Origin of the sequence: Paracoccus lichenicola, from assembly GCF_009708075.1 — a bacterium.
GTDB lineage: Bacteria > Pseudomonadota > Alphaproteobacteria > Rhodobacterales > Rhodobacteraceae > Paracoccus > Paracoccus lichenicola.
Genome location: NZ_WMBT01000004.1, coordinates 18,960 through 45,141, shown reverse-complemented (window position 1 = coordinate 45,141; position 26,182 = coordinate 18,960). Strand labels below are relative to the sequence as shown.

Below are 26,182 nucleotides of genomic sequence, written 5' to 3'. Positions count from 1 at the left end.
GGACAGCATGAAACGGGCACGCGACATCCCCGGGGGATTCGCGCGGTTCAGGCATCCATGCACCGGAACGGCGGAAATGAATACGCGACAAATTGTCTTATGTTTGACCCAAGTCATGGCGACTATCTGAACGGCAATCTCAGGGCGTCGTCGTCTGAACAGCCGCGTGATTCGCGCGGTCAACGGGGTCATTACCGACATGGCACATCTTCTCAAACGTCTTTCCTGGCTTGCGCCTCTTTTGCTGGTGCCGGCGTGCAAGCCCGTGGTGCTGTCGCCCTCGGGCGACATCGCGGCGCGCCAGGCCGACCTGCTGGTGCAATCGACCCTGCTGATGCTGATCATCATCGTTCCGGTGATGGCGCTGACGGTGTTCTTCGCCTGGCGCTATCGGGCCACGAACACGCAGGCCAGCTATGATCCCGACTGGGACCATTCGACCAAGCTGGAGCTGGTGATCTGGGCGATCCCGCTGCTGATCATCGTGTCCTTGGGCGCGCTGACCTGGGTCGGCACGCATCTGCTGGACCCGTATCGCCCGCTGGACCGGATCGACGCCGAAACGCCGGTCGCGAACCGGCAGCCCTTGCAGGTGCAGGTCGTGGCGCTGGACTGGAAATGGCTGTTCATCTATCCCGAGCAGGGCGTGGCATCCGTCAACCGGATGGCCGTGCCGGTGGACCGGCCGGTGGAATTCACGCTGACCTCGACATCCGTCATGAACGCCTTCTACATCCCGGCGATGGCGGGGATGATCTATGCCATGCCGGGGATGCAGACCACGCTGCACGGCGTCTTCAACCAGGCGGGGGAATACCAGGGGCTTGCCTCGCATTATTCCGGCCACGGATTCTCCGGGATGCGGTTCAAGGCCCATGCCCTGGACGGCGCGGGCTTTGACGAATGGGTGGCGCAGGCGCAGGCTAGCGGCGAAACCCTGGACCGCGCCCGCTATCTGGAGCTGGAAAAGCCCAGCGAGAACGTGCCGCCCATGGCCTTTGCCCAGGTGGACCCGCAGCTCTTCAGCCGCGTCGTGAACATGTGCGTCGAGGAAGGCCGCATGTGCATGGCCGAGATGATGGCCCTGGACGCGCAGGGCGGGATGGGCCTGCCCGGCATCGCAAACGTGGCGGCGCTGGCCGATGCCGACGCACCCGGCACCGCGCGGCCCATCCTCGGCCTGCCGCCCTTCCAGGTCAGCGGCATCTGCAGCGTCGAGGAACTGAACGACATGCTGGCCAGCGCCGCCCCCAGCGACAGCGCGCCGCGCGAGCTGGCGCCCCTGCGCGGGCGGGGGCTGGACGCGCCGCAAGGCATCCTGGGCCTGAACCTGCTGCCCAACCGACTGACGCAATCCGTGCCGCCCCGCGGCGCGGACCAGAACCTGTAGGCGGATCCGACGATGGCAATTCCTTCCGAAATCCCGACCACCTTCCTGCTGGGCCGCCTGGACTGGCACGCCGTTCCCCAGGATCCGATCGTCTGGGCCACCGGCGTCGTCGTCGCCATCGGCGGCGTGGCGATGCTGTGGATGCTGCACAAGTACCGGCTGTGGTCATACCTGTGGACCGAATGGTTCACGTCCGTCGATCACAAGAAGATCGGCATCATGTATATCGTGCTGGCCCTGGTCATGTTCGTGCGCGGATTCGCCGACGCGATCATGATGCGGCTGCAGCAGGCCATGGCCTTCAACGGGTCCGAGGGCTATCTGAACGCTCACCACTACGACCAGGTGTTTTCCGCCCACGGCGTCATCATGATCTTCTTCGTGGCAATGCCCTTCGTCACGGGGCTGATGAACTTCGTGGTGCCCCTGCAGATCGGCGCGCGCGACGTGTCCTTTCCGTTCCTGAACAACTTTTCGTTCTGGATGACGGTCGGCGGCGCGGTCCTGACGATGATGTCGCTGTTCGTGGGCGAGTTCGCGCAGACCGGCTGGCTGGCCTTTCCGCCGCTGTCGGGCCTGGGCTACAGCCCCTATGTGGGCGTGGATTACTACATCTGGGGCCTTCAGGTCGCGGGGGTGGGGACCACGCTGTCGGGCATCAACCTGCTGGTGACGATCATCAAGATGCGCGCGCCCGGCATGACCATGATGCGGATGCCGATCTTCACCTGGACGGCGCTGTGCACGAACATCCTGATCGTGGCGTCCTTCCCGGTGCTGACCGCGACGCTGGTGCTGCTGACGCTGGACCGTTACGTCGGCACCAACTTCTTCACCAACGATCTTGGCGGCAACGCCATGATGTACGTGAACCTGATCTGGATATGGGGCCACCCCGAGGTCTATATCCTGATCCTGCCGCTGTTCGGCGTCTATTCCGAGGTGGTGGCGACCTTCACCGGCAAGCGGCTGTTCGGATACACCTCGATGGTCTATGCGACGGTCTGCATCACCATCCTGTCCTATCTGGTCTGGCTGCACCACTTCTTCACGATGGGGTCGGGGGCGTCCGTCAACTCGTTCTTCGGGATCACCACGATGATCATCTCGGTTCCCACGGGGGCCAAGATCTTCAACTGGCTGTTCACCATGTATCGCAGCCGCATCCGGTTCGAGCTGCCGATGATGTGGACCGTGGCCTTCATGCTGACCTTCGTGATCGGCGGCATGACGGGCGTCTTGCTGGCCGTGCCTCCCGCCGATTTCGTGCTGCACAACTCGCTGTTCCTGGTGGCGCATTTCCACAACGTCATCATCGGCGGCGTGCTGTTCGGCCTGTTCGCGGCAGTCAACTACTGGTGGCCCAAGGCCTTCGGCTTCCGGCTGGATGCCTTCTGGGGCAAGGTCAGCTTCTGGTTCTGGGTGGTGGGCTTCTGGACCGCCTTTGCGCCGCTGTACATCCTGGGCCTGATGGGCGTGACGCGGCGGGTGCGGGTGTTCGACGACCCCAGCCTGCAGATCTGGTTCGTCATTGCCGCCTTCGGCGCGGCCCTGATCGCCGTCGGCATCGCCGCGATGTTCGTCCAGTTCGCCGTGTCGATCAGGAACCGCGACACGCTGCGGGATGTGACCGGCGATCCCTGGGACGGGCGCACGCTGGAATGGGCGACCTCCTCGCCCCCGCCCGCCTACAACTTCGCCTTCACCCCGGTCAGCCACGGGCTGGACACCTGGTGGGACATGAAGCGGTTCGGCCAGACCCGCCCGCGCGCGGAATACCTGCCGATCCACATGCCCAGGAACACCGGGGCAGGGGTGATCATTGCGGGCCTTGCTACCGTCTGCGGCTTTGCGCTGGTCTGGTACATCTGGTGGCTGGCGGCGCTGTCCTTCGCGGGCGTGGTGATCGCTTCGATCGTCCATACCTTCAACTACGGGCGCGATTATCACATCCCGGCCGCCGAGGTCCGGGCGACGGAAGCCGCCCGCGACCGCCAGCTTTCCGCGCAGGGGGCCTGATCCATGAGCACCGTTTCGCAGACACCCCCCGGCGATTTCTGGGAGGTCGAGCCGCACCACCACCACGAGGGCGCATCCACCAGCATCGGCTTCTGGGTCTACCTGATGAGCGACTGCCTGATGTTCGCGATCCTGTTCGCGGTCTTCGGGGTGCTGGGCACCAGCTATGCCGCCGGGCCGGGACCGAAGGATCTGTTCGACCTTGAACTGGTGGCGCTGAACACGGCATTCCTGCTGCTGTCCTCGATCACCTACGGCTTTGCCATGCTGGCGATGGTCAAGGGCAGCAGGAACGGCACGCTGGCCTGGCTGGCGGTGACGCTGGTCTTCGGCCTGTCGTTCCTGGCGGTCGAGCTTTACGAGTTCAACCACCTGATCCACCTGGGCGCCGGGCCGCAGCGGTCGGCCTTTTTGTCGTCCTTCTTCGCGCTGGTCGGCACCCACGGGCTGCACGTGGCCTTCGGCTGTTTGTGGCTGGTCACGCTGATGATCCAGGTCGGCCAGCGCGGGCTGATCGACGCGAACCGCCGCCGCCTGTCCTGCCTGTCGATGTTCTGGCATTTCCTGGACGTGATCTGGATCGGCGTCTTCACCTTCGTCTATCTGCTGGGGATGATCTGATGAGTTCGATTGAAGCCCAGGGCGACAAGCACCGCGCCACCCGCCAGGCCGAAGGGCAGGGCGACCATCACGACGACGGCCAGGATCACGGCAGCGTCCGGTCCTACATGACCGGCTTCATCCTGTCGGTGATCCTGACGGCGATCCCCTTTGCCGTGGTCATGGGCGGCGGGTTTGAAAGCCGGTTGCTGACGGCGGCGGTGGTGGTCGGGCTGGCGGTGGTGCAGATCCTGGTCCACATGGTCTATTTCCTGCACATGAACACCCGCAGCGACGAGGGCTGGACGATGATGGCCCTGATCTTCACGGTCGTCATTCTGGTCATCGTGCTGGCCGGGTCCCTGTGGGTCATGTATCACATGAACACCAACATGATGCCGCAGATGGATCACGAGGCCCTGGGCCTGGGGTCGTGACCCCCCGCCGCCGCCCCGTCGCGCTGCTGGTGGCGGCGGGGATCGCCTTCGTGGTGCTGATGGGGCTTGGCCTCTGGCAGGTGCAGCGGCTGGCCTGGAAGTCTGATCTGATCGCCCGGGTGGATGCCCGCGTGGCGGCAGCGCCCGTGCCCGCGCCGGGACCTGCCGACTGGGCAGGGCTGACGGCCGACAATGCCGAATACCGCCGGGTGAGCGTGACGGGGGACTATGTCCCCGACAGCGACGTGCTGGTGCAGGCCGTGACCGAGCGCGGGGCGGGCTTCTGGGTGATGACGCCACTTGTCACCCGGCAAGGCTGGCCCGTGCTGGTCAACCGGGGCTTCGTGGCCGCCGACCGCCGCGACGACCGCCCCTTGCCTGCCGGTCCGCAGACCGTGACGGGCTTGTTGCGCCTGTCCCAACCGGACGGCGCCTTCCTGCGCGCCAACGATCCCGAGGCAGGCCGCTGGTATTCCCGCGACACCCAGGCTATCGCGGCGACGCTGGGCCTGACGGACGCCGCGCCCTATTTCATCGACGCCGACCGCGCGGGCGAGGGCCAGCCCATCGGCGGCCTGACCGTGACCGCCTTCCGCAACAGCCACCTGTCCTATGCGCTGACCTGGTTCGCCATGGCGGGCGGGCTGGTGGTGCTGACGGCTTACGCGCTGCGGGGCTAGGTTTCAGACCAAAGTGGCAGGACGAATTGCCCTTTAACGCTGGAACCCGTTCCCGCGCGGTTGCACACTGGTCCCGTTCAGCGCGAGGGGAGGAAGCGATGGACGATCACCGCGAACCGGCCCATGCCGTCCGCCGCCTTGGCGCGGAAATCGGCGCGACTCTGATCGGCCATGACGTTCTGGTCGAACGCCTGCTGATCGCGCTGCTGGCGGGCGGCCACGTCCTGATCGAAGGACCGCCGGGCATCGCCAAGACCCGCGCCGTCAAGGCGCTGGCGGCACACCTGCCGGGCAGCCATGCCCGCATCCAGTGCACGCCCGACCTGCTGCCCTCGGACCTCACGGGCACGCAGGTGTTCCGCCCGGAAACCGGCGGCTTCGACTTCATCCCCGGCCCGATCTTCCACAGCCTGGTGCTGGTGGACGAGATCAACCGCGCGCCCCCCAAGGTGCAGTCCGCCCTGCTGGAGGCGATGGCCGAAGGGCAGGTCACGACCGGCGGCGTGACGCGGCCCTTGCCCGATCCCTTCATGGTCGTGGCGACCCAGAACCCCATCGAACACGAGGGCACATTCCCGCTGCCCGAGGCGCAGCTTGACCGCTTCCTGCTGCACCTGCGCCTGGACCTGCCGGGGGCCGAGGCCGAACGCGCGATCCTGGATCTGGTCGAGGCCGAGGCGGTCTCGCCCGCCCCGCTTCGCGGCACCGCCGTCACCGCCGCCGATCTTGCAAAGGCCCGCGCCGAGGTCGCGCGGATCCACCTGGCCCCCGCCCTCAAGGACTTCATCGTCCGGCTGGTCATGGCGACCCGGCCCGGCGGCGCGGTGGCGGAATGGGTGGAACATCCCGTGTCCCCGCGCGGCACGCTGGCCCTGGCGGCAGGGGTCCGCGCGCGGGCCTGGCTGCACGGCCGCGACCACGGCCTGCCCGAGGATGCCGAGGCATTGGCCGCCGATGCCCTGTCCCACCGCCTGATCCCCGCCTGGTCGGCCAGCGGCGAAGGCCGCACCAGTCGTAGCCTGGTCGCCGACATCCTGGCCCAGGTGCGCCCGTGGTAGCCTTGCCCGCAGGCCTGCCCGACGCGCCGGGCATTCGCCTGACCGCGGCCGAGCTGCTGGCCCTGCGCGACCAGGCCCCCGCCCGGGGCAGGCACCGGCCCCTGACCCGGCGCGCGGGGGCGGTTCCCGCGCGGATGCCGGGCGCGGGCATGGACCTGCGCGAAATCCGCGCCTATGTCCCGGGCGACGATCCCCGCCGCCTGGACCCGGCGGCGACCGCGCGCACCGGACAGCCGCATATCCGCAGCCTGCACGAGGATCGCGACGACACGATCCTGCTGCTGGCCGATTTCCGTGCGCCGATGCTGTGGGGCACGGGGGCCGCGCTGCGGTCTGTCCGCGCGGCCCGGCATCTGGCGCAGGCGGGCTGGCGCGTGGCGGGGCGCGGGGGATCGGTGGCCGCGCTGATGGCGGGCGCGCGTCTGGCGGAACTGCGCGGATCGGGCGGCGACGGGCACATGGCCGCGATCTGCGCCGCCCTGGCGCGCCAGCACGACCTGGCCCTGTCGTCCCCCGGTCCCGGGCCGCTGTCCGAGGCCCTGGCCCGCGCCATGCGCCTGTCCCCGCCGGGCGGGCGGGTGCTGGTCGCGACCTGCCTGGACGGCCTGGCAGGCGCGGAACCCGCCCTGGCCGAACTGGCCCGGCGCCGGTCGGTCACGCTGGCCCTGATGCTGGACGATGCCGAGATGCAGCCCCCGTCCGGTCCCCTTGCGGTCAGCGACGGCCGCCGCAGCCGCATCGCCCGGCTGTCGCCCCCGGACACGGCCGCCGATCTGGCGCGGTTGCGCGCGCTTGGCGTCACCCTGGCCGAGGTCGCGCCATGACGCGCGACGACTTGCTGGCCCAACTGTCCCCTCCGCGCCTGCCCCTGGGCATGGCGGCGCCTGGCTGGCCGGAAATGCTGGCCCTGGCGGGGATCGGCCTGCTGGCGGGGTTGGTCGCCGCGTGGCTGTTGCGCCTGGTCATGGCGCGCAGGCCGTCGCGGCGCGCCCTGATCCGGGCCACCCGCGGGATGCCGGCGCAGGACCGGATCCTGGCTGTCGCGCGCATCCTGGGGCGATTGCCGGATCCCTTGCGCGCCGCCGCCTATGGCGCGGCCCCCGCGCCCGGCGACGAGGCGATCGAACGCATCGCCCTGCGCGGGGTCCGCCGGGGATGAGCCTCGCCTGGCCCTGGCTGCTGCTGCTTCTGCCCTTGCCGCTGCTGGTGCGGCGCCTGCTGCCGCCGATGGCCGTGCCCCGGCCCGCCCTGACGGTGCCCGCGCATCTTCTGCGCGCCGCCCGCCCCGCCGGCGCGGCCCGGGGCCGGGGACCATGGCTGGCGGCGCTGGCCTGGACCGCCCTGGTCATCGCCCTGGCCGGTCCGCGCGTCGAGGTCGCCAGCGACGTGATCCCGGCCTCGGGGCGCGACATCGTGCTGGTGATGGACCTCTCGGGCAGCATGTTGAAGGAGGACTTCTTTCTGGACGACCAGCCCGTCACCCGGCTGGAGGCGGTCAAGCGCACCGCATCGGCCTTTGTCGCGGCCCGGCGCGGCGACCGGATCGGGCTGGTGATCTTTGGCGAGCGCGCCTATTTCGCGGCCCCCCTGACCTTCGACGTGGAGGCCGTGGCCCGCGCCATTGCCGAAGCGCAGATCGGCATCTCCGGGCGCGGCACCGCCATTTCGGACGGCCTTGGCCTTGCCGCCAAGCGCCTGTCGCGCAGCGATGCGCCAAGCCGGGTGATCGTGCTGATGTCGGACGGCGTGGACACCTCGGGCACCGTCCCGGCGGTCGAGGCCGCGCGCCTGGCCCAGGGCCACGGCATCCGCGTCCATTCCATCGCCCTGGGTCCCGAGGATCTGGAAAACCAGCCGGATTCCCGCGACGCCGTGGACGTGGCGACCCTGCGCGCCGTGGCCCGGGTGGCGGGGGGCGAAAGCTTCCGCGTCCGCGACACCGCCGACCTGCAGGCCGTGGCTGAAAGCCTGGACCGGCTGGAGCCGAACCCCTCGGCCCGCCCGCCCATGCGGTTGTGGCAGCCCCTGTGGGTCTGGCCTGCCGGCGTGGCCGCCTTGTGCCTGTTCGGGATCGCCGGGCGGAGGCGCGGATGGACGGGCTGATCCTGCTGCGCCCCTTGTGGCTGCTGGCGCTGCTGCCGCTGGCGGGGCTGGCCGGGCTGCGCCTGATGCGGCCCCCCGATGCCGGGGGGTGGGAACGGGTGATGGGGCGCGACATGCTGCGCGCGATGGGGGCCTTGGGCCATCTGGGCGGGCGGCAGCCCCTGTGGATGCGGCTGCTGGCGCCGCTGGCGCTGGCGGTGCTGACCCTGGGCCTGGCGGGGCCGGCCTTGCCGCGCAGCGATGCGCCGGTGCTGGCGCAGGCCGATGCGGTGGTGCTGGCGGTGGACCTGTCGCCCTCGGTCGCGGCGGGGGCGGGGCTGGATCAGGCCAAGCTGGCTGCGGCGGGACTGGCCCAAGCCCTGTCCGGGCGCCCGGTCGGGCTGATCCTGTACGGGGGCGAGGCCTTCACCGCATCCGCGCCGACGCTGGACATCGCGACATTGCAGACCCAGATCGGCGTTCTGGACGGCGGGACGATGCCGGGCAAGGGCAGCCGTCCGGCCGCCGCCATCGGCATGGCCGCGCAGATGCTGGCCGGACTGCCCCGCGCCGATCTGGTGCTGATCTCGGACGGGGGCGGCGTGGACCGGCAGGCTGTGGCCGAGGCCGACCGGCTGGCGGCGCAGGGCGCGCGGATTTCCGCGCTGCGGCTGGATGGGCGCGCGCCGGGTGCCCCCGCCGCGCCCGCCGATGCCCTGGACCGCCTGGCGCGCGGCGGGGCGGCGATGGCCTGGGGCGACATGGACGCGCTGGCCGCCCGCCTGGCCCGCAGCGGCGGATCGACCCGCGACCCCGTGCTGCGGGCGCTGCAATACCGCGACCTTGGTCCCTGGCTGGCGCTGCTGGCGCTGCCGCCGCTGCTGGTCATGCTGCGGAGACAGGAATGAGACCTGTGCTGATCGCCCTGGCAGGCCTTGCCGCCTTGGCCGTGGCCGGTCCCGAGGCGCTTGGCCGCCTGGCCCTGCGCGCCGGGCTGGACCGGGCGGCGGCGTGGCTGCTGGACGATCCGGCGGCGCGGGGCGTGGCGCTGTATCGCCTTGGCGACTACCCGGCTGCCGATGCGGCCTTCGCCAAGGCGGGGCGGTCGCAGACCTATAACCGAGGCCTGTCGCTGGCGGCGACGGGCGATTACCCCCTGTCGGTCGCCTATTTCGACGCGATGCTGTTCGCCAATCCCGCCGACGAACAGGCGCGGCGGAACCGCGACCTGGTCGCGGCCATGGTTCCGCCCCATCAGGGGGAATCCACGGTGCCAGGCCGGATCAAGGGGGCATGGGGGATGGAGGCGGGGGACATCCCGATCTCGGACCTGCTGGCCAACGCATCCGGGCCGGACTGGGAACGGCGGCTGGACGCCAAGGGCCTGGCCGCGACCGACCAATGGCTGGACACCATCATCGACGACCCCGGCGAGTTCCTGAAGCTGCGCATCCGCGCCGAGTTCGACCGCCGCGCGCAGATGGGCCTGATCCGCCCCGAGGAGGGCGATCCATGGTGATGCGCGCGTTCCTTGCCTGGCTGATGCTGGCCTCTGTCGCCCTGGCCCAGGGCGACACGCGGCTGATGATCCTGCACGACCACGGCAACCCGGTCGTGTCGGAAATGGTCGAGCTGACCATCCGGGGCGAATACGATCTGACGGTCTCTCTGGAGGACATGGAGTTCCCGAATTCCCCGGACTACGACTGGATCCAGGTCGCGCGGGACGATTGGCACAAGGAACGCGTGAACGGGCGGCTGTTGCAGATCTTTGAACGCAAGGTGGCGCTGTTTCCCCGGCGCGAGGGCGCGCTGACAGTCGGTCCCATCGACCACAAGCTGACCTTTGTCCAGGACAACGGCCAGCGGGCGGAAACCACCGTCACCGCCGCGCCGATCACCCTGGGCGTGAAACCTTTTCCCACGGATGCCCCGCCTTTGTCGGCAAGCCAGTTGACCCTGACGGACGAATTGTCGGCCGACCCCGGCCGCCTGCAAAAGAACGAGATCCTGACCCGCCGCGTCACGGTCGAGGCGCTTGGCGCGCTGGCCCACCACCTGCCCGTGCGCCCCGACCTGTCCGAGCCCTGGCTGATCCTGTTCAGCCAGCCGGAACACCGCGAAACCGTCCTGACCGAGGCGGGGCCTGTCGCGCGCGTGGTCTGGGAATGGCAGTTGCGCCCCCGCACCGGCGAACCCGCCATCCTTCATGCCGAGGCGTTTTCCTGGTTCGACACCGACAGCCGCCAGATCGAGGTGGCGCCGCTGAAGCCGATCCCCTTCGGTTTCGCGGGGTTCGGATCGAACTTCGGTGCGTCCGACCAAGGGACGTGGCGCGGCTGGCCGCTTGCAGTTTTGGCCTTGGGCGGGGGCATTGCGGCATCGCTTGGCTTGATGCTGCAAGGCCGGGGGCTGCTGCCCGCGGCCGCGATCCGGGCGCGCATCCGTCGCCTGCTGCCCGGGCCCCATGCGCGGGCCATGCGCCGGGCGGCTGCGGAGGGGGACCTGCCCGCCCTGCGCGACGCCGTGGACCGGCACCTGCGCTGGCGCGATCAGCGCCCGCCGGCCCTGCTGGCCGATCTGGACCGCCAGCTTTATGCCCCGGATCCCCCGCCGGGATTCGACGCACCCCGCTGGCTGGCCGCGTTCCGGCGGACATTGCGGCAGGCTTGATCGTCAAGGGCTTGCCAGCCGCGCAGCCTTGGGCCACGCTGCCTGTCATGCAACCCCGCCCTGATGCGGGGACCAAGGAAACAGGGAAACCACCATGAACCACCTGCTGACCCCGCGTGCGATCCTGCTGGCCTCGGCCCTGGCCATCGCGCCCGCCGCGTATGCGGAAACCCCCGCCGACACCCTGGTCGTGGCCGCCGCCATCGACGACATCATCAGCCTGGATCCGGCGCAAAGCTTCGAATTTTCCGGCAACGACGTGAACCAGAACACCTATGACCGGCTGGTCGATTTCGACCCGCTGGACATGGCGGCGGGCTTCAAGCCCTCGCTTGCCGACAGTTGGGAGGTCAGCGGGGACGGGCTGTCCATCACCTTCACCATGCGCCCCGGCGTGACCTTCCATTCCGGCAACCCGGTCCGGGCCGAGGATGCCGCCTGGTCGCTGCAACGCGCGGTCAAGCTGGACAAGACCCCGGCCTTCATCCTGACGCAGTTCGGATTTACCGCCGACAACGTCGAGGAAAAGATCACCTTCGACGACACCACCCTGACGCTGCACCTGGACAAGCCCTATGCGCCGACCTTCGTGCTGAACTGCCTGACCGCCAACATCGCCAGCGTGGTGGACAAGGAAACGGTGATGGCCAATGCGGAAGGCGAGGACCTGGGCAACACCTGGCTGAACACCAACGAGGCCGGGTCCGGTCCCTTCGTGCTGGCCGGCTGGCGCCCGAACGAGGCCGTGCAGTTCACCGCCTATGAGGATTATTTCCAAGGCGCCTCCGCGATGAAGCGGGTGGTGGTGCGCAATGTGGCCGAATCCAGCGCGCAGCGCCTGCTGCTGGAACAGGGCGACATCGACGCCGCCCGCAACCTGTCGCCGACCGATGTGGAATCCATCGCCGCGGTCGAGGGCGTGAAGATCCAGGACGAACCGCGCGGCCGGATCCTCTACATGGGCCTGAACCAGAAAGATCCGGTGCTGTCGAACCCCAAGGTGGTCGAGGCGATGAAATACCTGGTCGATTATGACGGGATCGCGAACAGCTTCCTCAAGGGCATGTTCGTGCCGCACCAGTCGATCCTGCCGAAAGGTTATCTGGGCGCCCTGGAGGACCTGCCCTGGACCCATGACGTGGCCCGCGCCAAGGCCCTGATCGACGAGGCCGGCATGTCCGGCAAGACCATCACCACCAAGGTCCGCGACCTGCGCGAATACGTGGACGTGGCCCAAGCCCTTCAGGCGTCCATGGCCGAGGCCGGGCTGACCCTGGAAATCCAGCAGATGACCGGCGCGCAGGTGCTGGATGCCTATCGCGCCCGCGACGTGCCGATCTTCCTGGGCGAATGGGGACCGGATTATTCGGACCCGAACACCAACGTCGCGACCTTCGCCTATAACCCCGACAACAGCGACGAGGCGCAGGCCACCGGCCTTCTGGCCTGGCGCAACGCCTATGCCGTCCCTGAGGCGATGAACCAGGCCACCGTGGCCGCGACCCTGGAACAGGACGCCGACAAGCGCGCGCAGATGTATCTGGACATCCAGAAACAGTACCAGGCCGAGGCGCCCATCGTGCCGCTGTTCCAGCGGGTCGAGAACACCGGCCTGCGCGACAACGTGGAGAACTGGAACTCGGGCGGGTCCGTGACCTCGGTCATGTATCGGCAGGTGACGAAGGGCGAATAGGCCTTGGCCGCGACCGACATCGCCAAGGGGCAGGGCGACGGCCGTTCTGCGGCCCGCCGCCGCCGCGCCCGCAGCGTCAGTGGCACGCTGTTGTCGCTGGCCCTGACCATGCTGGGCCTGCTGCTGATCACCTTCATCATCGGCCGGGTGATGCCCATCGACCCGGTGCTGAAGGTGGTGGGCGACCGCGCCAGCCAGGCGCAATACGACGCGGCCTATCAGGCGATGGGCCTGGACCGGCCCTTGTATGTGCAGTTCGCGCGCTACCTGGGCGACGTGCTGACCGGCGATTTCGGGCGCTCGATCTCCACCGGCCAACTGGTCGTGGACGACATCCTGCGGGTGTTCCCGGCGACGGTGGAACTGGCGACGCTGGGCACCCTGATCGGCGTCTTGATCGGCGTGCCCTTGGGCGTGATCGCCGCCGCGCGCCGGGGCGGGATCGTGGATCAGGTGGCGCGCGTGGTGGCGCTGGTCGGATATTCCATGCCGATCTTCTGGCTGGGGCTGATGGGGCTGCTGGTCTTCTACGGCATCCTCGGCTGGGTCGGGGGACCGGGGCGGCAGGGCATCATCTATGACGGCATGATCCCCACCGTGACCGGGCTGATCCTGGTCGATTCCCTGATCGCGGGGGATTGGGGCGCGTTCCAGGACGCGTTCAGCCACATCATCCTGCCCGCCAGCCTGCTTGGCTATTTCAGCCTCGCCTATATCAGCCGCATGACCCGCAGCTTCATGCTGGAGCAGCTGTCCGCCGAATACATCACCACCGCCCGCGTCAAGGGCCTGTCCGAACGCGCGGTGATCTGGCGCCACGCCTTCCGCAACATCTCGATCCCGCTGGTGACGGTGATCGCCCTGTCCTTCGGGTCGCTGCTGGAAGGATCGGTCCTGACCGAGATCATCTTCAGCTGGCCGGGCCTTGGCCAATACATCACCAAGGCGCTGCTGTCGGGCGACATGAACGCGGTCCTGGGCGGCACGGTGGTCGTCGGCACCTGCTTCGTGCTTCTGAACATCCTCAGCGACATCCTGTATCGCGTGCTGGACCCGAGGTCGAAATGAACCAGACCAGACGCGATTGGCTGTTAAGCGACGCGCCCCAGACTCGCGCGCAGGCCCGCTGGGGGTCGCTCTATCAAGGCTGGCTGACCTTCCGGGGCAACACGCTGGCGATGCTGGGGCTGATCGTCTTGGTGCTGCTGATCGGCATGGCGATCTTCGCGCCATGGCTCGCGCCGCAAAGCCCCTTCACACAGGATCTGGCGGGCCGCCTGCAACCGCCATCCGCCGAACACTGGCTGGGCACCGACGCTCTTGGCCGGGACATCCTGTCGCGGCTGATCCATGGATCGCGGATCACGCTGTTCATCGTGGGCACCGTGGCGCTGATCGCGCCGGTCATCGGGCTGTTCATCGGCACGGTGGCGGGCTTCGCGGGGGGATGGGTGGACCAGGTGCTGATGCGGATCACCGACATCTTCCTGGCCTTCCCCAAGCTGATCCTGGCCCTGGCCTTCGTCGCGGCCCTGGGCGCCAGCATCACCAACGCCGTGCTGGCGCTGGCCCTGACCGCCTGGCCCCCCTATGCGCGCCTGGCGCGGGCGGAAACGCTGACCATCCGCCACGCCGACTTCATCGCCGCCGCGCGCCTGCAAGGGGCGGGACCGCTGCGGCTGCTGGTCAAGCACATCTGGCCGCTGTGCGTCAGTTCGCTGATCGTGCGGGTGGCGCTGGACATGGCGGGGATCATCCTGTCGGCGGCGGGCCTGGGCTTTCTGGGTCTTGGCGCGCAGCCGCCGATGCCGGAATGGGGGGCGATGATTTCCGACGGGCGGACCTATATCCTGGATTTCTGGTGGGTGGCCGCCATGCCGGGGATCGCGATCTTCATCGTCTCGATGGCCTTCAACCTGCTGGGCGACGGCTTGCGCGACGTGCTGGATCCGAAAGGGGCCAAGGAATGACGCTGCTGTCCGTCCGCAACCTGCGCGTCACCTTCCCCACCCGCCAGGGCACCTTCGAGGCCGTGCGCGGCGTCAGCTTCGACCTGGGCCGCGAACGCCTGGGGGTCGTGGGCGAATCCGGGTCGGGGAAGTCGATGACCGGCCGCGCGATCCTGGGGCTGGTGCGCCCGCCCGGGCGTGTGACCGCCGACCGGATGGAGCTGGACGGCCAGTCGATCCTGAACCTGCCGGAACGCCGGATGCGCCGGATCCGGGGCAGGCGGATCAGCATGGTCATGCAGGATCCCAAGTTCAGCCTGAACCCGGTGATGACGGTCGGCGACCAGATCATGGAAGCCTATCGCCTCCACGCGGGCGGAGCGAAGCACGCAGCCCGCGACAAGGCGTTGGAGATGCTGCGCGCCGTCCAGATCCGAGACCCGGAACGGGTCATGGCCGCCTATCCGCACGAGGTGTCGGGCGGCATGGGCCAGCGCATCATGATCGCGATGATGCTGGCCCCCGACCCGGAAATCCTGATCGCCGACGAACCCACCTCGGCCCTGGACGTGTCCGTCCGAACCGAGGTTCTGAACATCATGGACCGCCTGGTCCGCGATCGGGGCATGGGCCTGATCTTCATCAGCCACGACCTGAACCTTGTCGCGCAGTTCTGCGACCGGGTGCTGATCATGTATGCGGGCCGGATCGTGGAAACCCTGGCCGCCAAGGATCTGCACCAGGCCCGCCATCCCTATACCCAGGGCCTTCTGAACAGCCTGCCGCGCCTGGATGCGCCCCAAGACCGCCTGCCGGTGCTGCAACGCCAGGACGCCTGGCGCGAGGGCGACACGATCACCCAAAGCCTGGATACTGAATTTCCGGGGGGCCTTTGATGCTTCTTCTTCACGCAAATATCCCACGGGGGCGCGGGGGTGTGAAACCCCCGCAGCAACGGTGCCGCCCATGCTGACGGTCGAAAACCTGAACGTCTGGTTCGGCCATCCGCCCGACCGCGTGGACGCGGTGCAGGACGCCAGCTTCACCGTCCCTCAAGGCGAAAGCTTCGGCCTCGTGGGCGAATCCGGGTCCGGCAAGTCCACCATCCTGCGCGCCATCGCGGGCCTGATCGACACCTGGTCCGGGACCATCGCCGTGGCGGGCAAGCCGCAAAGCGCCCGCAAGCGCGACCGGGCCTTCTTCAAGACCGTGCAGATGGTCTTCCAGGATCCCTATGCCAGCCTGCATCCTCGCCATTCGGTCGATGCGGTCCTGTCGGAAACCCTGCGCCTGCAAGGCATGGACGACATCGACCGCCGCATCGCGCGCCTGCTGGACGACGTTGGCCTGGGCCGCGGCTTCTGCTTCCGCTATCCGCACCAACTCTCGGGCGGGCAGCGCCAGCGGGTCGCCATTGCGCGCGCTCTGGCGGCGGAACCGCGCCTGCTGCTGCTGGACGAGCCGACCAGCGCGCTGGATGTCAGCGTGCAGGCGGAAATCCTGAACCTGCTGGCCGACCTGCGCGCCGAACACGGGCTGACCTACGTGATGGTCAGCCACGACCTGGCGGTGGTGGGCCACATGTGCGACCGGCTGGCCGTCATGCAGGCGGGCCGCATCGTCGAGGTGATGGGCGTCACCGCCCTGCGCCAAGGCACCGCGCAGCAGGAATACACCCGCCAACTGATCGCGGCCTCGCGCGGTTACGCCCGCGCCTGACGGCCTTGCGCCCCGCCGCCCCATCGCTAACCTGCGCGCGAACGGACGAAAGGAACCCCCATGAAGCGCGTCACCCTGGGCGGCAGCGATGTCGCCGTCAGCGAGATCTGCCTTGGCACCATGACCTTCGGCAACCAGACGCCCAAGGCCGAGGGCCACGCCCAGATCGACCGCGCGCTGGATGCGGGCATCACCTTCCTGGACACGGCCGAGATGTATCCCGTGAACCCCGTCCGCCGCGAAACCATCGGGTTGACGGAAACCATCCTCGGCACCTGGCTGGCGCGCACGGGCAATCGCGACCGGGTCGAGATCGCCACCAAGATCACCGGTCCCAGCCAGATGGTCCGCAATGGTGCGCCCTATGACGGGGCGATCATCGCCGGGGCCATCGACGGATCGCTGAAGCGGCTGCAAACGGACCACATCGACCTGTATCAGCTGCACTGGCCCGTGCGGGGCAGCTATGCCTTCCGGCAGAACTGGACCTATGATCCCTCGAAGCAGTCGAAACAGCAGACGCTGGACCACATGGCCGACGTGCTGGGCGCGCTGGACGCTGCGAAAAAGGCGGGCAAGATCCGCGCCGTGGGCCTGTCCAACGAATCCGCCTGGGGCCTGACCCAGTGGTGCGCCGTGGCCGACCACATCGGCGCCCCGCGCATGGCCGCGATCCAGAACGAATATTCGCTGCTTTATCGCCTTTTCGACACCGACGGGGCCGAGGTCGCGGTGAACGAGAACGTGACGCTGCTCTCCTATTCCCCCCTGGCGGCGGGCCTGCTGTCGGGCAAGTATGCGGGCGGGGCCATGCCCGAAGGCAGCCGGGCGGCGGTGGACAAGGCCGGCGGCGGCCTGGGCAACCTGGGCGGGCGCAAGACGCCGCAGGGCATCGCCGCGACCGAGGCGTATCGCAAGCTGGCCGCCGATCATGGCTGGGACGCCATCCACATGGCGATCGCCTGGCAACTGACCCGGCCCTTCAAGGTCGTGCCCATTATCGGCGCCACGCGGACGGACCAGCTGGACCACCTGATCGCGGGACTGGGCAAGCCCCTGCCCGACGATTTGAGGAAAGCCATCGACCGGATGCACAAGCAGTATCCGCTGCCCTATTGATGAACGGCGAAGCGCGCCTATCTTGTTGATAGCAAGTGATGAAATGGGGGATTGTAATGGCGGGCGATCCGTATGAAGCCTTGGGACTGACGAAATCGGCCACGGATGCCGAGATCAAGAAGGCTTATCGCAAGATCGCCAAGTCGGATCATCCCGACCTGAACCCCGACCCTGCGGCGATGGCGCGGTTCAAGGCGGCCTCCGCCGCCTATGACCTGCTGAAGGACCCCGAACAGCGGCGCCGGTTCGACGCGGGCGAGATCGACGCCCAGGGCCAGGAACGCCCGCAGCGCCGCCCCTGGCGCGACCATGCCGAGGCCGCGGGCAACCCATACGCGCGCAGCTATGGCTTTGACGGCGATCCCGACCTGTCGGATGTCTTTTCGGACCTGTTCGGCAGGCGCGGCGGTTTTGGCGGCTTCGGGCGCGGCCCCGAGGATCCGCGCGACTTCCATGTCCGGGGCCAGGATTACCGCTTTTCCTTGCAGGTCGATTTCCTGACCGCCGCGCGGGGCGGCAAGACCCGCATCACCCTGCCCGAGGGCGGCGACCTGGAGGTGACGATCCCCAAGGGCACCCGCGACGGCCAGACCATCCGGCTGAAAGGCAAGGGTGGGCAAGGCCTGGGCCAGGGCGGGCCGGGCGACGCCTATTTGACGGTCAGCGTGGCCCCCCATCCCGATTTCCGGCGCGAGGGCGACGACATCCTGCTGACCCTGCCCATCACCCTGGACGAGGCCGTGCTGGGCGGCAAGGTGGCCGTCCCCACCATCGACGGCCCGGTCAACCTGACCATCCCCAGGGGCGCCACCACCGGGCAAAAGCTGCGCCTGCGCGGGCGCGGCATCAACGGCGGCGACCAGCAGGTGGAATTGAAGATCGTGATGCCGCCCAAGGTGGACGACAACCTGGCCCGCTTCTTCGAGGAATGGCGCAAGGATCACCGCTATGATCCGCGCGCGGGAATGAAAACGGGGGGGTAAGGGGATGGCCCGGCATTATTCCGAAACCGAGGTCGTGGCGATCCTTGAGGATCTGGACCCCGCGCGCCTGCATTCCTTCATCGCCGCGCATGTGGTGACGCCCGTCGTCACGCCGGACGGTCCTGCCTTTACCGACGCGGACGTGGCGCGGCTGCAACTGCTCTGCGATCTGAGCGAGGTTTATGACCTGCCCGACGACGCCCTGGCCATGGTGATGTCGCTGATCGACCAGCTGAACACCGCCCGAGGCGACATGCGCGCGCTGATCCAGGCCGTCGCTAGTGAACCCGACGAGGTGCGGGGGCGGATCCAGAAGTCGGTGCACAGGCTGCGGATCGTGACCACCGGCCGGGGCTGACAGCGGCGGCGGAGGCGTCTATGCGCCACAGCCGATAAGCGCCGGTTTCAGCCGATCAGTCTGGTGGAACTGATCATCGAACGATTGCCTTGCGGGACGAAGAGGACGAGCAGCTGTCGCTGAAGCCTTTCAGAACCGCCGCCACAAGAACCTCGGGGCGATCCTCTTGCACCAGATGCCCGGCCTCAGGGACTGGGACCACGGGACGCCCCGAGATCAAGGCGGCAAGTGCTGTGCCTTTCTCATAGGGAATCCAATCGTCCTTCATCCCCCAAAGAACGGTGACAGGGCAGTCCAGACGGTCGTAGAGCGCTTCGACCTCATCCGTGAAACGCTGGTCCATCTGGGCAATTTGCCGATAGAATGCTGCCTGACCAACTGGCCCGAGCCACGGAGCGCTGTAAATTTCCAGCGCATCCTCCGACAACGGGTTGTGCGCTGCCGTCTGCAAATAGGCCCGCAGCAGCGCGCGGTGCATATAGTCCGGCATCCCGGTAAAGGCCGCTTCGTGGCGTCGCACGTGCTGAACGAAGGGCGACCCCCAGGGTGCAAGGGCAACAGCATCGAAGATCGTCAGCGAGGCATAGCGAAGCCCGTCCAGATACCATGCGCGCAAGGCGGTGGCACCGCCAAAGTCATGGGCCAGAACGTCGGGACGTTCGACGCCCCACTCCGCAAACAGGGCGGCAAGAACCTTGTTTTGCACGCCGAGGGAAACATCCTGCCCTTCACGCATTTCGGAAAGACCGTAGCCTACCAGATCGAAGTAATAGACCGTTCTGCGGTCGGCAAACTCCGGCACGATCCTGCGCCAGACCTGCGAGGAAAACGGGGTGCCGTGGATCGCGACAAGCGGTGGCCCCTTCCCGATCCTGCCCCAGCGGACTGCACTGCCCTCGATAATAGCGGTGTTCGGAAGGTTCAGCATCGTGGCGACTCGTATTGTCATTTAGCTAAATGACGATATGATTGAAAGTATGAACAGATCAATACAAATCCGGGCCATGGCAAGCGAGCCGCGACTGCGCATCCTTCGGCTGTTGGCAGAGCCGGGGAAGCAGTTTGGCCACCAGTGGTCCGCCGATCCGGTGGAGTTCGGTGTCTGCATGACGCTGATTGCCGAGGCGCTGACTGTCGCCCAACCCACCGCCAGCAGGCATCTGGACATTCTCCGGCAGGCGGGCTTCATCTCGGTGCGAAAGCACCTGAAGTGGTCCTATTGCAAACGGGACGAAGCTGCGATCAGCGGTTATTTGGATTGGTTGGGCCGCGAAATTTCTGCGGCTTCGACCGGCAGTTAAGGTCTCGAAATCAGGCCTGTCGGGTTCAAGGGTGACAACGTATTTGCGCTATGTTCCGGCAAGGGCGCCTCCTACCCAGCAGCCTATGTCCCAAAGAAGATCCCTCCGCTTTCAACATTCCCGATAAACTGCCCGCCCGCCTTGCAGATTGTGCAGCGCCCCTTGCCGCGCTAAGCCCGCCCCATGACCCGCTACCTTCCCCATGTCGCCGCGACGCTCTCGCTGGGCCTGCCGCTGATCGGCAGCCATCTGGCGCGCATGGGCATCCATGTCAGCGACACGGTGATGCTGGGCTGGTACGGGGTCGATGCGCTGGCGGCCCTGGTCATCGCGACCTCGATGATCCACATCCTGTTCTTCCTGGGCATGGGCTACGGCACCGGCGTCATGGGCCTGATCGCCACCGCCATCGCCCGCGGGGATGAGACCGAGGTCCGCCGCGCCGCCCGCATGGCGCTGTGGCTGTCGGCGATCCATGCGGTCCTGTGCCAGCCGCTGTTCTGGTTTTCCGGCCCGATCCTGCTGGCGCTTGGCCAGACGGAAACGGTGGCCGCGCTGGCGCAGGATTTCCTGCGCATCGCCGGCTGGGGCCTGCTGCCGATGCTGGGGGCGCTGGCGCTCAATTCCTATCTGGCGGCGCTGGAGCGGGCGCAGGTCGTGATGTGGGTGACGCTGGCCGGGCTGCCGGTGAACATCGGGCTGATCTGGCTTCTGACCTTCGGAAACGCGGGCTTTCCCGAACTGGGCGTGCGGGGCGCGGCTATCTCCAGCGTGATCGTGCAGACCCTGCAATTGGCCGTGCTGGCGCTTTATGCCCATTGGCTGCCCGCGACGCGCAAGTATCACCTGTTCCAGCGGTTCTGGAAGCCCGACACCGCTGCCCTGGGCCAAGTGTTCCGCCTGGGCTGGCCCATCGGCCTGACCATGGTGGCCGAGGGCGGGCTGTTCGTGGGTTCCAACGTCATGATGGGCTGGATCGGTACGCAGGAACTGGCGGCCCACGGGATCGCGCTGCAGATCACGTCGATCACCTTCATGGTGCATCTGGGCCTGTCGAATGCCGCGACGGTCCGGGTGGGCCAGGCCAAGGGCCGGGGCGACGCCGCCTGGATGCGCGACGCCGCCGTTACGGTGATCGCCATGTCGCTGGTCTTCGCCGCGCTGGCGATCAGCATCTATCTGCTGGCGGGCGATTGGTTGGTGCGGCTCTACCTCGACCCCACGGACGCGCGCGGGCCGGCCATCGTGGCGCTTGGCGCGGCGCTGCTGGTCTATGCGGCGCTGTTCCAATTGACCGATGCCTTCCAGGTGATCGCGCTTGGCTTCCTGCGCGGTGTCCATGACACGCGCGTGCCCATGTGGATCGCGGGCTTCAGCTATTGGGTGGTGGGGATGCCCGTGGCCTGGGGCCTGGCCTTTCCGGGGGGCCTCGGTCCCGCCGGGCTGTGGCTGGGGCTGTGCGTCGGGCTAACGGTGGCGGCCGCGCTGCTGATGGCGCGCTTCTGGCGGGGCCACGCGCGCGGGGTCTGGACCCGTCCCGCGCCGGCGGTCTAACCTGCGCCCGACCCAAGCAGGAGGCCACCATGCGACCCGTCTTCGTTCAGTTCCGCTGCGCGCCTGGCAAGACCTATCAGGTCGCCCAAGCCATCTATGACCGCGAGGTCGTGAGCGAGCTTTACTCGACATCCGGCGACTACGACCTGATCGCCAAGGTCTATATCCCCGAAGACGAGGATGTCGGCCGGTATCTCTCCGAACGCCTGTTCGACATCCCCCATATCAGCCGCACGCTGACCACCATGACCTTTCGCGCCTTCTGATGGTCCGCCTTGCCCCGATCGCCGCAGGCCTGCCCGCGACCGTGCCCTTCGTCGGGCCGGAAACGCTGGAACGCCAGGCGGGCCGCCCCTTCGCCGCGCGTCTTGGCGCCAACGAGAACGGCTTCGGCCCCAGTCCGCGCGCGGTGGCCGCGATGCAGGCGGCGGCGGGCGAGGTCTGGAAATACGGCGATCCGGCCAGCCATGACCTGACGCAGGCGCTGGCCGCGCATCATGGCGTCCGGGCCGACAACATCATCGTGGGCGAGGGGATCGACGGCTTGCTGGGCCTGCTGGTGCGCCTGACGGTCGCGCCGGGGGATGTCGTGGTGACCTCGGACGGGGCCTATCCGACCTTCAACTTCCATGTGACCGGCTTCGGGGGCAGCCTGGACAAGGTGCCCTATCGCCATGACGCCGAGGACCCGCAGGCGCTGCTGGATCGCGCCCGCCAGACCGGGGCGGGGCTGGTCTATCTCGCCAACCCGGACAACCCGATGGGAAGCTGGCACGACGGCGCGGTGATCGAGGCGATGCTGGACCAGCTTCCCGAGGGCACGCTGCTGGTCCTGGACGAGGCCTATGCCGAATTCGCCTCCGCAAGCGCCATCCCGGCCATCGCCGCCGACGATCCCCGGGTCATTCGGATGCGCACCTTTTCCAAGGCCTACGGCATGGCAGGCGCGCGCGTGGGTTACGCCATCGGCCACCCCGACCTGATCGCGGCCTTCGACCGGGTGCGCAACCATTTCGGCATGAACCGCATCAGCCAGATCGGCGCGCTTGCCGCATTGCAGGATCAGGACTGGCTGGCGCAGGTCGTGGCGCGGGTGGATGGGGCGCGCCAGCGCATCGCCGCCATCGGCGCGGAAAACCAGCTGACCGCCCTGCCATCCGCCACCAACTTCGTGGCGCTCGACACGCATCGCGATGGCGCCTTCGCCCGCCGCCTGGTCGATGCGCTGGCAAGTGAAGGCGTCTTCATCCGAATGCCCGGCGCGGCGCCGCTCAACCGCTGCATCCGCATCAGTTGCGCGCCCGACCCGGAACTGGACATCCTGGCCGAGGCGCTCCCCCGCGCGCTGTCCACGCTCCAAGGCTTCTTCTTCACTTAAATATCCCCGCCGGAGGCACCTGCGATCCCCGCAAGCGCCCCCGACGGCAGCGGCTCACATCGCCGCCAATTGCGCCAGGGCCGCGCGCAGGCGCGTCAGGTCGTCGTCCAGCGCGGCCAGCTTGTCGCGGGTTTCCTCGATCACCTCGGGTTCCGCGTTTTCCACGAAGCGCGGGTTCGACAGCCGCTTGCGCAAGCCCTCGGCGTCTTTCTCGGACTTGCCTACCGCCTTCTGCAACCGGGCGGTTTCCGCCGCCACGTCGATCACGTCGCCGATGGGCAGGGCGAAGCTCGCCCCCGGCACCGCCACCGTGATGGTGCCGCGCGCAGTCACGTGGCTGGTTGAGGTCACATGCGCCGACCGCTCGTTTACCCGCGCCAGCCGCTCGATCAGCGGGCTGTTGGCGGTCAGGGCCGCGCGGGCCGCTGCTTCCGCCTCGGTCGCGATCAGGTCCAGCTTGGCACCTGCCGGAACGCCCATCTGGGCGCGGGCGGACCGGACCTCTTCGATCAGCGAAATCACCCAGTTCATCTGGCGGTCGGCCTCCGCGTCGATCAGTTCCGCCCCATAGGTCGGCCAGTCGCCGTGGACCAGCATCTTGGCGCGGTCGCCGGTCAGCCGCCACAACTCCTCGGTCACGAAGGGCATGATCGGGTGCAGCAGCAGATAGCACTGGTCCAGAACCCAACCCATCGTGGCCCGCGTTTCATCGGCATGGTCGCCGTCGAACAGGGGCTTGGCGAATTCGACATACCAGTCGCAGACCTTGCCCCAGACAAAGGCGTAAAGGCCGTTCGCCGCGTCGTTGAAGCGATAGGAGGCCAGCGCCTCGTCCGTGGCGATGCGGATCCGCGCGACCTCGCCTATGATCCAGCGGTTCACCGTATGGCTGGGCGCGGGCATCGCGCCGCCGCCACGCACGCCGTTCATCTCGGCAAAGCGGGTGGCGTTCCAGATCTTGGTGACGAAGTTCCGCGCGCCCTCGACATGCTTCGGCCCCAGCTTGGGGTCGCGGCCCATCGCGGCCATGCCGGTCAGCGTCATGCGCAGCGCGTCGGCGCCGTATTCGTCGATCAGCGACAGGGGGTCGATGACGTTGCCTTTCGACTTCGACATCTTCGCGCCCTTTTCGTCGCGCACCAGGCCATGGACATAGACCGTGCGGAACGGCACGTCGCCCGCGACCTCAAGCTGCATCATCATCATCCGGGCGACCCAGAAGAAGATGATGTCGAAGCCCGTGACCAGCACGTCGGTCGGGAAATACTTGCGCAGTTCCGGCGTGTCCTCGGGCCAGCCAAGCGTGCCCAGGGGCCAGAGGCCCGAGGAAAACCAGGTGTCCAGCACGTCCGGGTCGCGCCAGACGGGATAGACCAGCCGGGTGGGATCCTGGCTCAGGTTGTAATCGGCCAGGCCTTGGGCAAAGGCGTCGATGGCGGCCTCGCGGTCCGCGACCTCGACGATGCGGGCGATTTCCAGGGGGGCGGGCAGCCCAGCGATGGCGTCGCGGAACCGCTCGGCCACCTCGGCGAAGCTGGCGGCGGCGTGGTGGATCTCGTCGCGGTGGACCAGGCCTTCCTCCAGCAGCGCGAAGATTTCCACGTCGTCCAGTTCGCCGTCGCCATCGTCATCGACCTGGCCTTCGGGCGCGAGGTCCAATCCATACCAGACCGGAATCTGGTGCCCCCACCACAGTTGGCGGCTGATGGTCCAGGGCTCGATGTTCTCGAGCCAGTTGAAATACACCTTCTTGTGCTGCTCGGGCAGGATTTCGGTCCGGCCTGACCGCACGGCCTCCAAGGCAGGGCCGACGATCCGCTTCGTGTCCACGAACCACTGGTCGGTCAGCATCGGCTCGATCACCACGCCCGAGCGGTCGCCGAAGGGCTGCATGATCGGCTTGGCCTCCACGACCGGGCGGCGTTCCAGATGCTCGGCCCCGGTGTCCTCGTCGATTTCCTTGTGCAGGTATGTGACGGCCAGGCCCTCGGCATTGATCTGGGCAATGACCAGCCGCCGCGCCTCCAGCCGGTCGAGACCCCGCAGATCCTCGGGGACCAGGTTCACGTCCGACACGTCGCCCACGTCCTCGCCCCGTGCCGCGCGGGTCGCGATGGCGGCGGACTCGGCATAGGAGAGGCCGTCCGACCGCATCGCCCCCTTGCTGTCCATCAGCGCATAAAGCGGGATGCCGTTGCGCATCGCCACGCCGTAGTCGTTGAAGTCATGCGCCCCGGTGATCTTGACCGCGCCGCTGCCGAAGTTCGGGTCCGGGTATTCGTCGGCGATGATCGGGATCAGGCGGCGGTGTTCGCGCGGCCCCACGGGGATCTCGCACAGCTTGCCCACGATGGGGGCATAGCGCGCGTCCGACGGATGAACCGCCACCGCGCCGTCGCCCAGCATGGTTTCGGGGCGCGTGGTGGCGATGGAGATATAATCGCGGACCTCGCGCAGCGTGACGGTGCCGTCCGCGTCGCGTTCGACGTATTCATAAGTCTCGCCGCCCGCCAGCGGGTATTTGAAATGCCACATGTGGCCGGGAACCTCGCGGTTCTCGACCTCGAGATCGCTGATCGCCGTCTCGAAATGCGGATCCCAGTTCACCAGGCGCTTGCCGCGATAGATGATGCCCTTGTTATAAAGGTCCACGAAGACCCGGATCACCGCGTCGTGGAAATTCCCCTCCTCGCCCGCAGGGGCACCAGGCGCCCCCGACATGGTGAAGGCGTTGCGCGACCAGTCGCACGAGGCGCCAAGCCGCTTCAGCTGGTTGATGATCGTATCGCCGGATTCCTGTTTCCACCGCCAGATCTCGTCGGTAAAATCCTTGCGGTTCCAGTCGCGGCGCGGCGGCTTGCCCTCGGACGCAAGCTTGCGCTCCACGACCATCTGCGTGGCGATGCCCGCATGGTCCTGGCCGGGCTGCCACAGCGTGTCGAAGCCGCGCATCCGGTGCCAGCGGACCAGGATGTCTTGCAGCGTGTTGTTGAAGGCGTGGCCGATATGCAGGCTGCCGGTGACGTTCGGGGGCGGGATCATCACGGTGAAGGTCTCGGCCCGCGAGGCGTTGGCCCCGGCGGCGAACGCGCCCAGGCGTTCCCATTCCGCGCCGATCCGCGCCTCGGCGGCGGTGGCGTCAAAGCTTTTGTCCATGCTCATGTCGGCAGATCCCCTTCGCTTGGGGGA

The 26,182-nt window shown here is 67.9% G+C and carries 26 protein-coding genes; 24 read left to right on the top strand and 2 right to left on the bottom strand.

Annotated features, from left to right (window positions below; genetic code table 11):
* Nucleotides 1-199: 199 nt before the first annotated feature.
* The 20 genes from cyoA to GIY56_RS08785 all read left to right on the top strand — a co-directional run bounded on the left by cyoA (nucleotide 200) and on the right by GIY56_RS08785 (nucleotide 18,760).
* Complete coding sequence (gene cyoA, locus GIY56_RS08880) at nucleotides 200-1,390, top strand: ubiquinol oxidase subunit II (RefSeq protein ID WP_154764477.1); 1,191 nt, start codon at nucleotides 200-202, stop codon at nucleotides 1,388-1,390.
* Nucleotides 1,391-1,402: 12 nt separating this feature from the next.
* A complete protein-coding gene (gene cyoB / locus GIY56_RS08875; protein ID WP_154764476.1) occupies nucleotides 1,403-3,409 on the top strand; it encodes a cytochrome o ubiquinol oxidase subunit I in 2,007 nt (668 codons plus the stop codon).
* Nucleotides 3,410-3,412: 3 nt separating this feature from the next.
* Nucleotides 3,413-4,030, top strand: a complete 618-nt coding sequence (cyoC, locus tag GIY56_RS08870) for a cytochrome o ubiquinol oxidase subunit III (RefSeq protein WP_154764475.1) — start codon at nucleotides 3,413-3,415, stop codon at nucleotides 4,028-4,030.
* Nucleotides 4,030-4,446, top strand: coding sequence for a cytochrome o ubiquinol oxidase subunit IV (locus tag GIY56_RS08865; protein ID WP_154764474.1), 417 nt, complete (start codon nucleotides 4,030-4,032; stop codon nucleotides 4,444-4,446). The genes cyoC and GIY56_RS08865 overlap by 1 nt, the downstream gene beginning before the upstream one ends.
* A complete protein-coding gene (locus tag GIY56_RS08860; protein WP_328288489.1) occupies nucleotides 4,443-5,126 on the top strand; it encodes an SURF1 family protein in 684 nt (227 codons plus the stop codon). The genes GIY56_RS08865 and GIY56_RS08860 overlap by 4 nt, the downstream gene beginning before the upstream one ends.
* 98 nt (nucleotides 5,127-5,224) lie before the next feature.
* Nucleotides 5,225-6,184: an AAA family ATPase gene (locus tag GIY56_RS08855; protein ID WP_154764473.1), complete on the top strand. Its 960-nt coding sequence runs from the start codon at nucleotides 5,225-5,227 to the stop codon at nucleotides 6,182-6,184.
* Nucleotides 6,178-7,008 carry a DUF58 domain-containing protein gene (locus GIY56_RS08850; protein WP_328288488.1) on the top strand — a complete coding sequence of 277 codons (831 nt, stop codon included), beginning with the start codon at nucleotides 6,178-6,180 and terminating at the stop codon, nucleotides 7,006-7,008. The genes GIY56_RS08855 and GIY56_RS08850 overlap by 7 nt, the downstream gene beginning before the upstream one ends.
* Nucleotides 7,005-7,343 carry a hypothetical protein gene (locus tag GIY56_RS08845; RefSeq protein ID WP_154764472.1) on the top strand — a complete coding sequence of 113 codons (339 nt, stop codon included), beginning with the start codon at nucleotides 7,005-7,007 and terminating at the stop codon, nucleotides 7,341-7,343. The genes GIY56_RS08850 and GIY56_RS08845 overlap by 4 nt, the downstream gene beginning before the upstream one ends.
* Nucleotides 7,340-8,287, top strand: coding sequence for a VWA domain-containing protein (locus tag GIY56_RS08840; RefSeq protein WP_154764471.1), 948 nt, complete (start codon nucleotides 7,340-7,342; stop codon nucleotides 8,285-8,287). The genes GIY56_RS08845 and GIY56_RS08840 overlap by 4 nt, the downstream gene beginning before the upstream one ends.
* The gene (locus GIY56_RS08835; protein WP_196053586.1) at nucleotides 8,275-9,174 is read left to right on the top strand and encodes a VWA domain-containing protein; all 900 of its coding nucleotides are present in this window, start codon (nucleotides 8,275-8,277) and stop codon (nucleotides 9,172-9,174) included. Before GIY56_RS08840 ends, GIY56_RS08835 begins: the two co-directional genes overlap by 13 nt.
* A complete protein-coding gene (locus tag GIY56_RS08830; RefSeq protein WP_154764470.1) occupies nucleotides 9,171-9,785 on the top strand; it encodes a hypothetical protein in 615 nt (204 codons plus the stop codon). The genes GIY56_RS08835 and GIY56_RS08830 overlap by 4 nt, the downstream gene beginning before the upstream one ends.
* On the top strand, nucleotides 9,779-10,939 hold the full coding sequence (locus GIY56_RS08825; protein ID WP_196053585.1) for a BatD family protein: 1,161 nt from the start codon (nucleotides 9,779-9,781) through the stop codon (nucleotides 10,937-10,939). Before GIY56_RS08830 ends, GIY56_RS08825 begins: the two co-directional genes overlap by 7 nt.
* 94 nt (nucleotides 10,940-11,033) lie before the next feature.
* Nucleotides 11,034-12,632 carry an ABC transporter substrate-binding protein gene (locus GIY56_RS08820; RefSeq protein ID WP_154764468.1) on the top strand — a complete coding sequence of 533 codons (1,599 nt, stop codon included), beginning with the start codon at nucleotides 11,034-11,036 and terminating at the stop codon, nucleotides 12,630-12,632.
* Nucleotides 12,633-12,719: 87 nt separating this feature from the next.
* On the top strand, nucleotides 12,720-13,700 hold the full coding sequence (locus GIY56_RS08815; protein ID WP_268866566.1) for an ABC transporter permease: 981 nt from the start codon (nucleotides 12,720-12,722) through the stop codon (nucleotides 13,698-13,700).
* Nucleotides 13,697-14,602: a nickel transporter permease gene (nikC, locus tag GIY56_RS08810; RefSeq protein ID WP_154764467.1), complete on the top strand. Its 906-nt coding sequence runs from the start codon at nucleotides 13,697-13,699 to the stop codon at nucleotides 14,600-14,602. Before GIY56_RS08815 ends, nikC begins: the two co-directional genes overlap by 4 nt.
* Nucleotides 14,599-15,477 carry an ABC transporter ATP-binding protein gene (locus GIY56_RS08805; protein WP_154764466.1) on the top strand — a complete coding sequence of 293 codons (879 nt, stop codon included), beginning with the start codon at nucleotides 14,599-14,601 and terminating at the stop codon, nucleotides 15,475-15,477. Before nikC ends, GIY56_RS08805 begins: the two co-directional genes overlap by 4 nt.
* A gap of 70 nt (nucleotides 15,478-15,547) precedes the next feature.
* A complete protein-coding gene (locus tag GIY56_RS08800; RefSeq protein WP_154764465.1) occupies nucleotides 15,548-16,300 on the top strand; it encodes an ABC transporter ATP-binding protein in 753 nt (250 codons plus the stop codon).
* 60 nt (nucleotides 16,301-16,360) lie between these two features.
* A complete protein-coding gene (locus tag GIY56_RS08795) occupies nucleotides 16,361-17,419 on the top strand; it encodes an aldo/keto reductase (protein ID WP_154764464.1) in 1,059 nt (352 codons plus the stop codon).
* A gap of 56 nt (nucleotides 17,420-17,475) precedes the next feature.
* Nucleotides 17,476-18,402, top strand: coding sequence for a DnaJ C-terminal domain-containing protein (locus GIY56_RS08790; protein WP_154764463.1), 927 nt, complete (start codon nucleotides 17,476-17,478; stop codon nucleotides 18,400-18,402).
* Nucleotides 18,403-18,406: 4 nt separating this feature from the next.
* Complete coding sequence (locus GIY56_RS08785) at nucleotides 18,407-18,760, top strand: hypothetical protein (protein ID WP_154764462.1); 354 nt, start codon at nucleotides 18,407-18,409, stop codon at nucleotides 18,758-18,760.
* Between the two features lie 73 nt (nucleotides 18,761-18,833).
* Here the strand turns inward: GIY56_RS08785 and GIY56_RS08780 are convergent, their stop codons facing one another.
* Complete coding sequence (locus tag GIY56_RS08780) at nucleotides 18,834-19,688, bottom strand: alpha/beta fold hydrolase (protein WP_154764461.1); 855 nt, start codon at nucleotides 19,686-19,688, stop codon at nucleotides 18,834-18,836.
* 76 nt (nucleotides 19,689-19,764) lie between these two features.
* Here GIY56_RS08780 and GIY56_RS08775 point away from each other — a divergent pair, with 76 nt between their 5' ends.
* The 4 genes from GIY56_RS08775 to GIY56_RS08760 all read left to right on the top strand — a co-directional run bounded on the left by GIY56_RS08775 (nucleotide 19,765) and on the right by GIY56_RS08760 (nucleotide 22,993).
* A complete protein-coding gene (locus GIY56_RS08775; protein ID WP_230312395.1) occupies nucleotides 19,765-20,061 on the top strand; it encodes an ArsR/SmtB family transcription factor in 297 nt (98 codons plus the stop codon).
* A gap of 183 nt (nucleotides 20,062-20,244) precedes the next feature.
* Nucleotides 20,245-21,615 carry an MATE family efflux transporter gene (locus GIY56_RS08770; protein ID WP_154764460.1) on the top strand — a complete coding sequence of 457 codons (1,371 nt, stop codon included), beginning with the start codon at nucleotides 20,245-20,247 and terminating at the stop codon, nucleotides 21,613-21,615.
* A gap of 29 nt (nucleotides 21,616-21,644) precedes the next feature.
* Nucleotides 21,645-21,881, top strand: a complete 237-nt coding sequence (locus GIY56_RS08765; RefSeq protein WP_154764459.1) for an Lrp/AsnC ligand binding domain-containing protein — start codon at nucleotides 21,645-21,647, stop codon at nucleotides 21,879-21,881.
* Entirely contained in the window at nucleotides 21,881-22,993 is a 1,113-nt protein-coding gene (locus GIY56_RS08760; RefSeq protein ID WP_154764458.1) for a pyridoxal phosphate-dependent aminotransferase, read from the top strand. The genes GIY56_RS08765 and GIY56_RS08760 overlap by 1 nt, the downstream gene beginning before the upstream one ends.
* Before the next feature lie 54 nt (nucleotides 22,994-23,047).
* Here GIY56_RS08760 and GIY56_RS08755 read toward each other — a convergent pair whose 3' ends face one another.
* Nucleotides 23,048-26,155 (bottom strand): valine--tRNA ligase, encoded by a 3,108-nt coding sequence (locus GIY56_RS08755; RefSeq protein ID WP_154764457.1) that lies wholly within the window; start codon nucleotides 26,153-26,155, stop codon nucleotides 23,048-23,050.
* Nucleotides 26,156-26,182 lie beyond the last annotated feature (27 nt).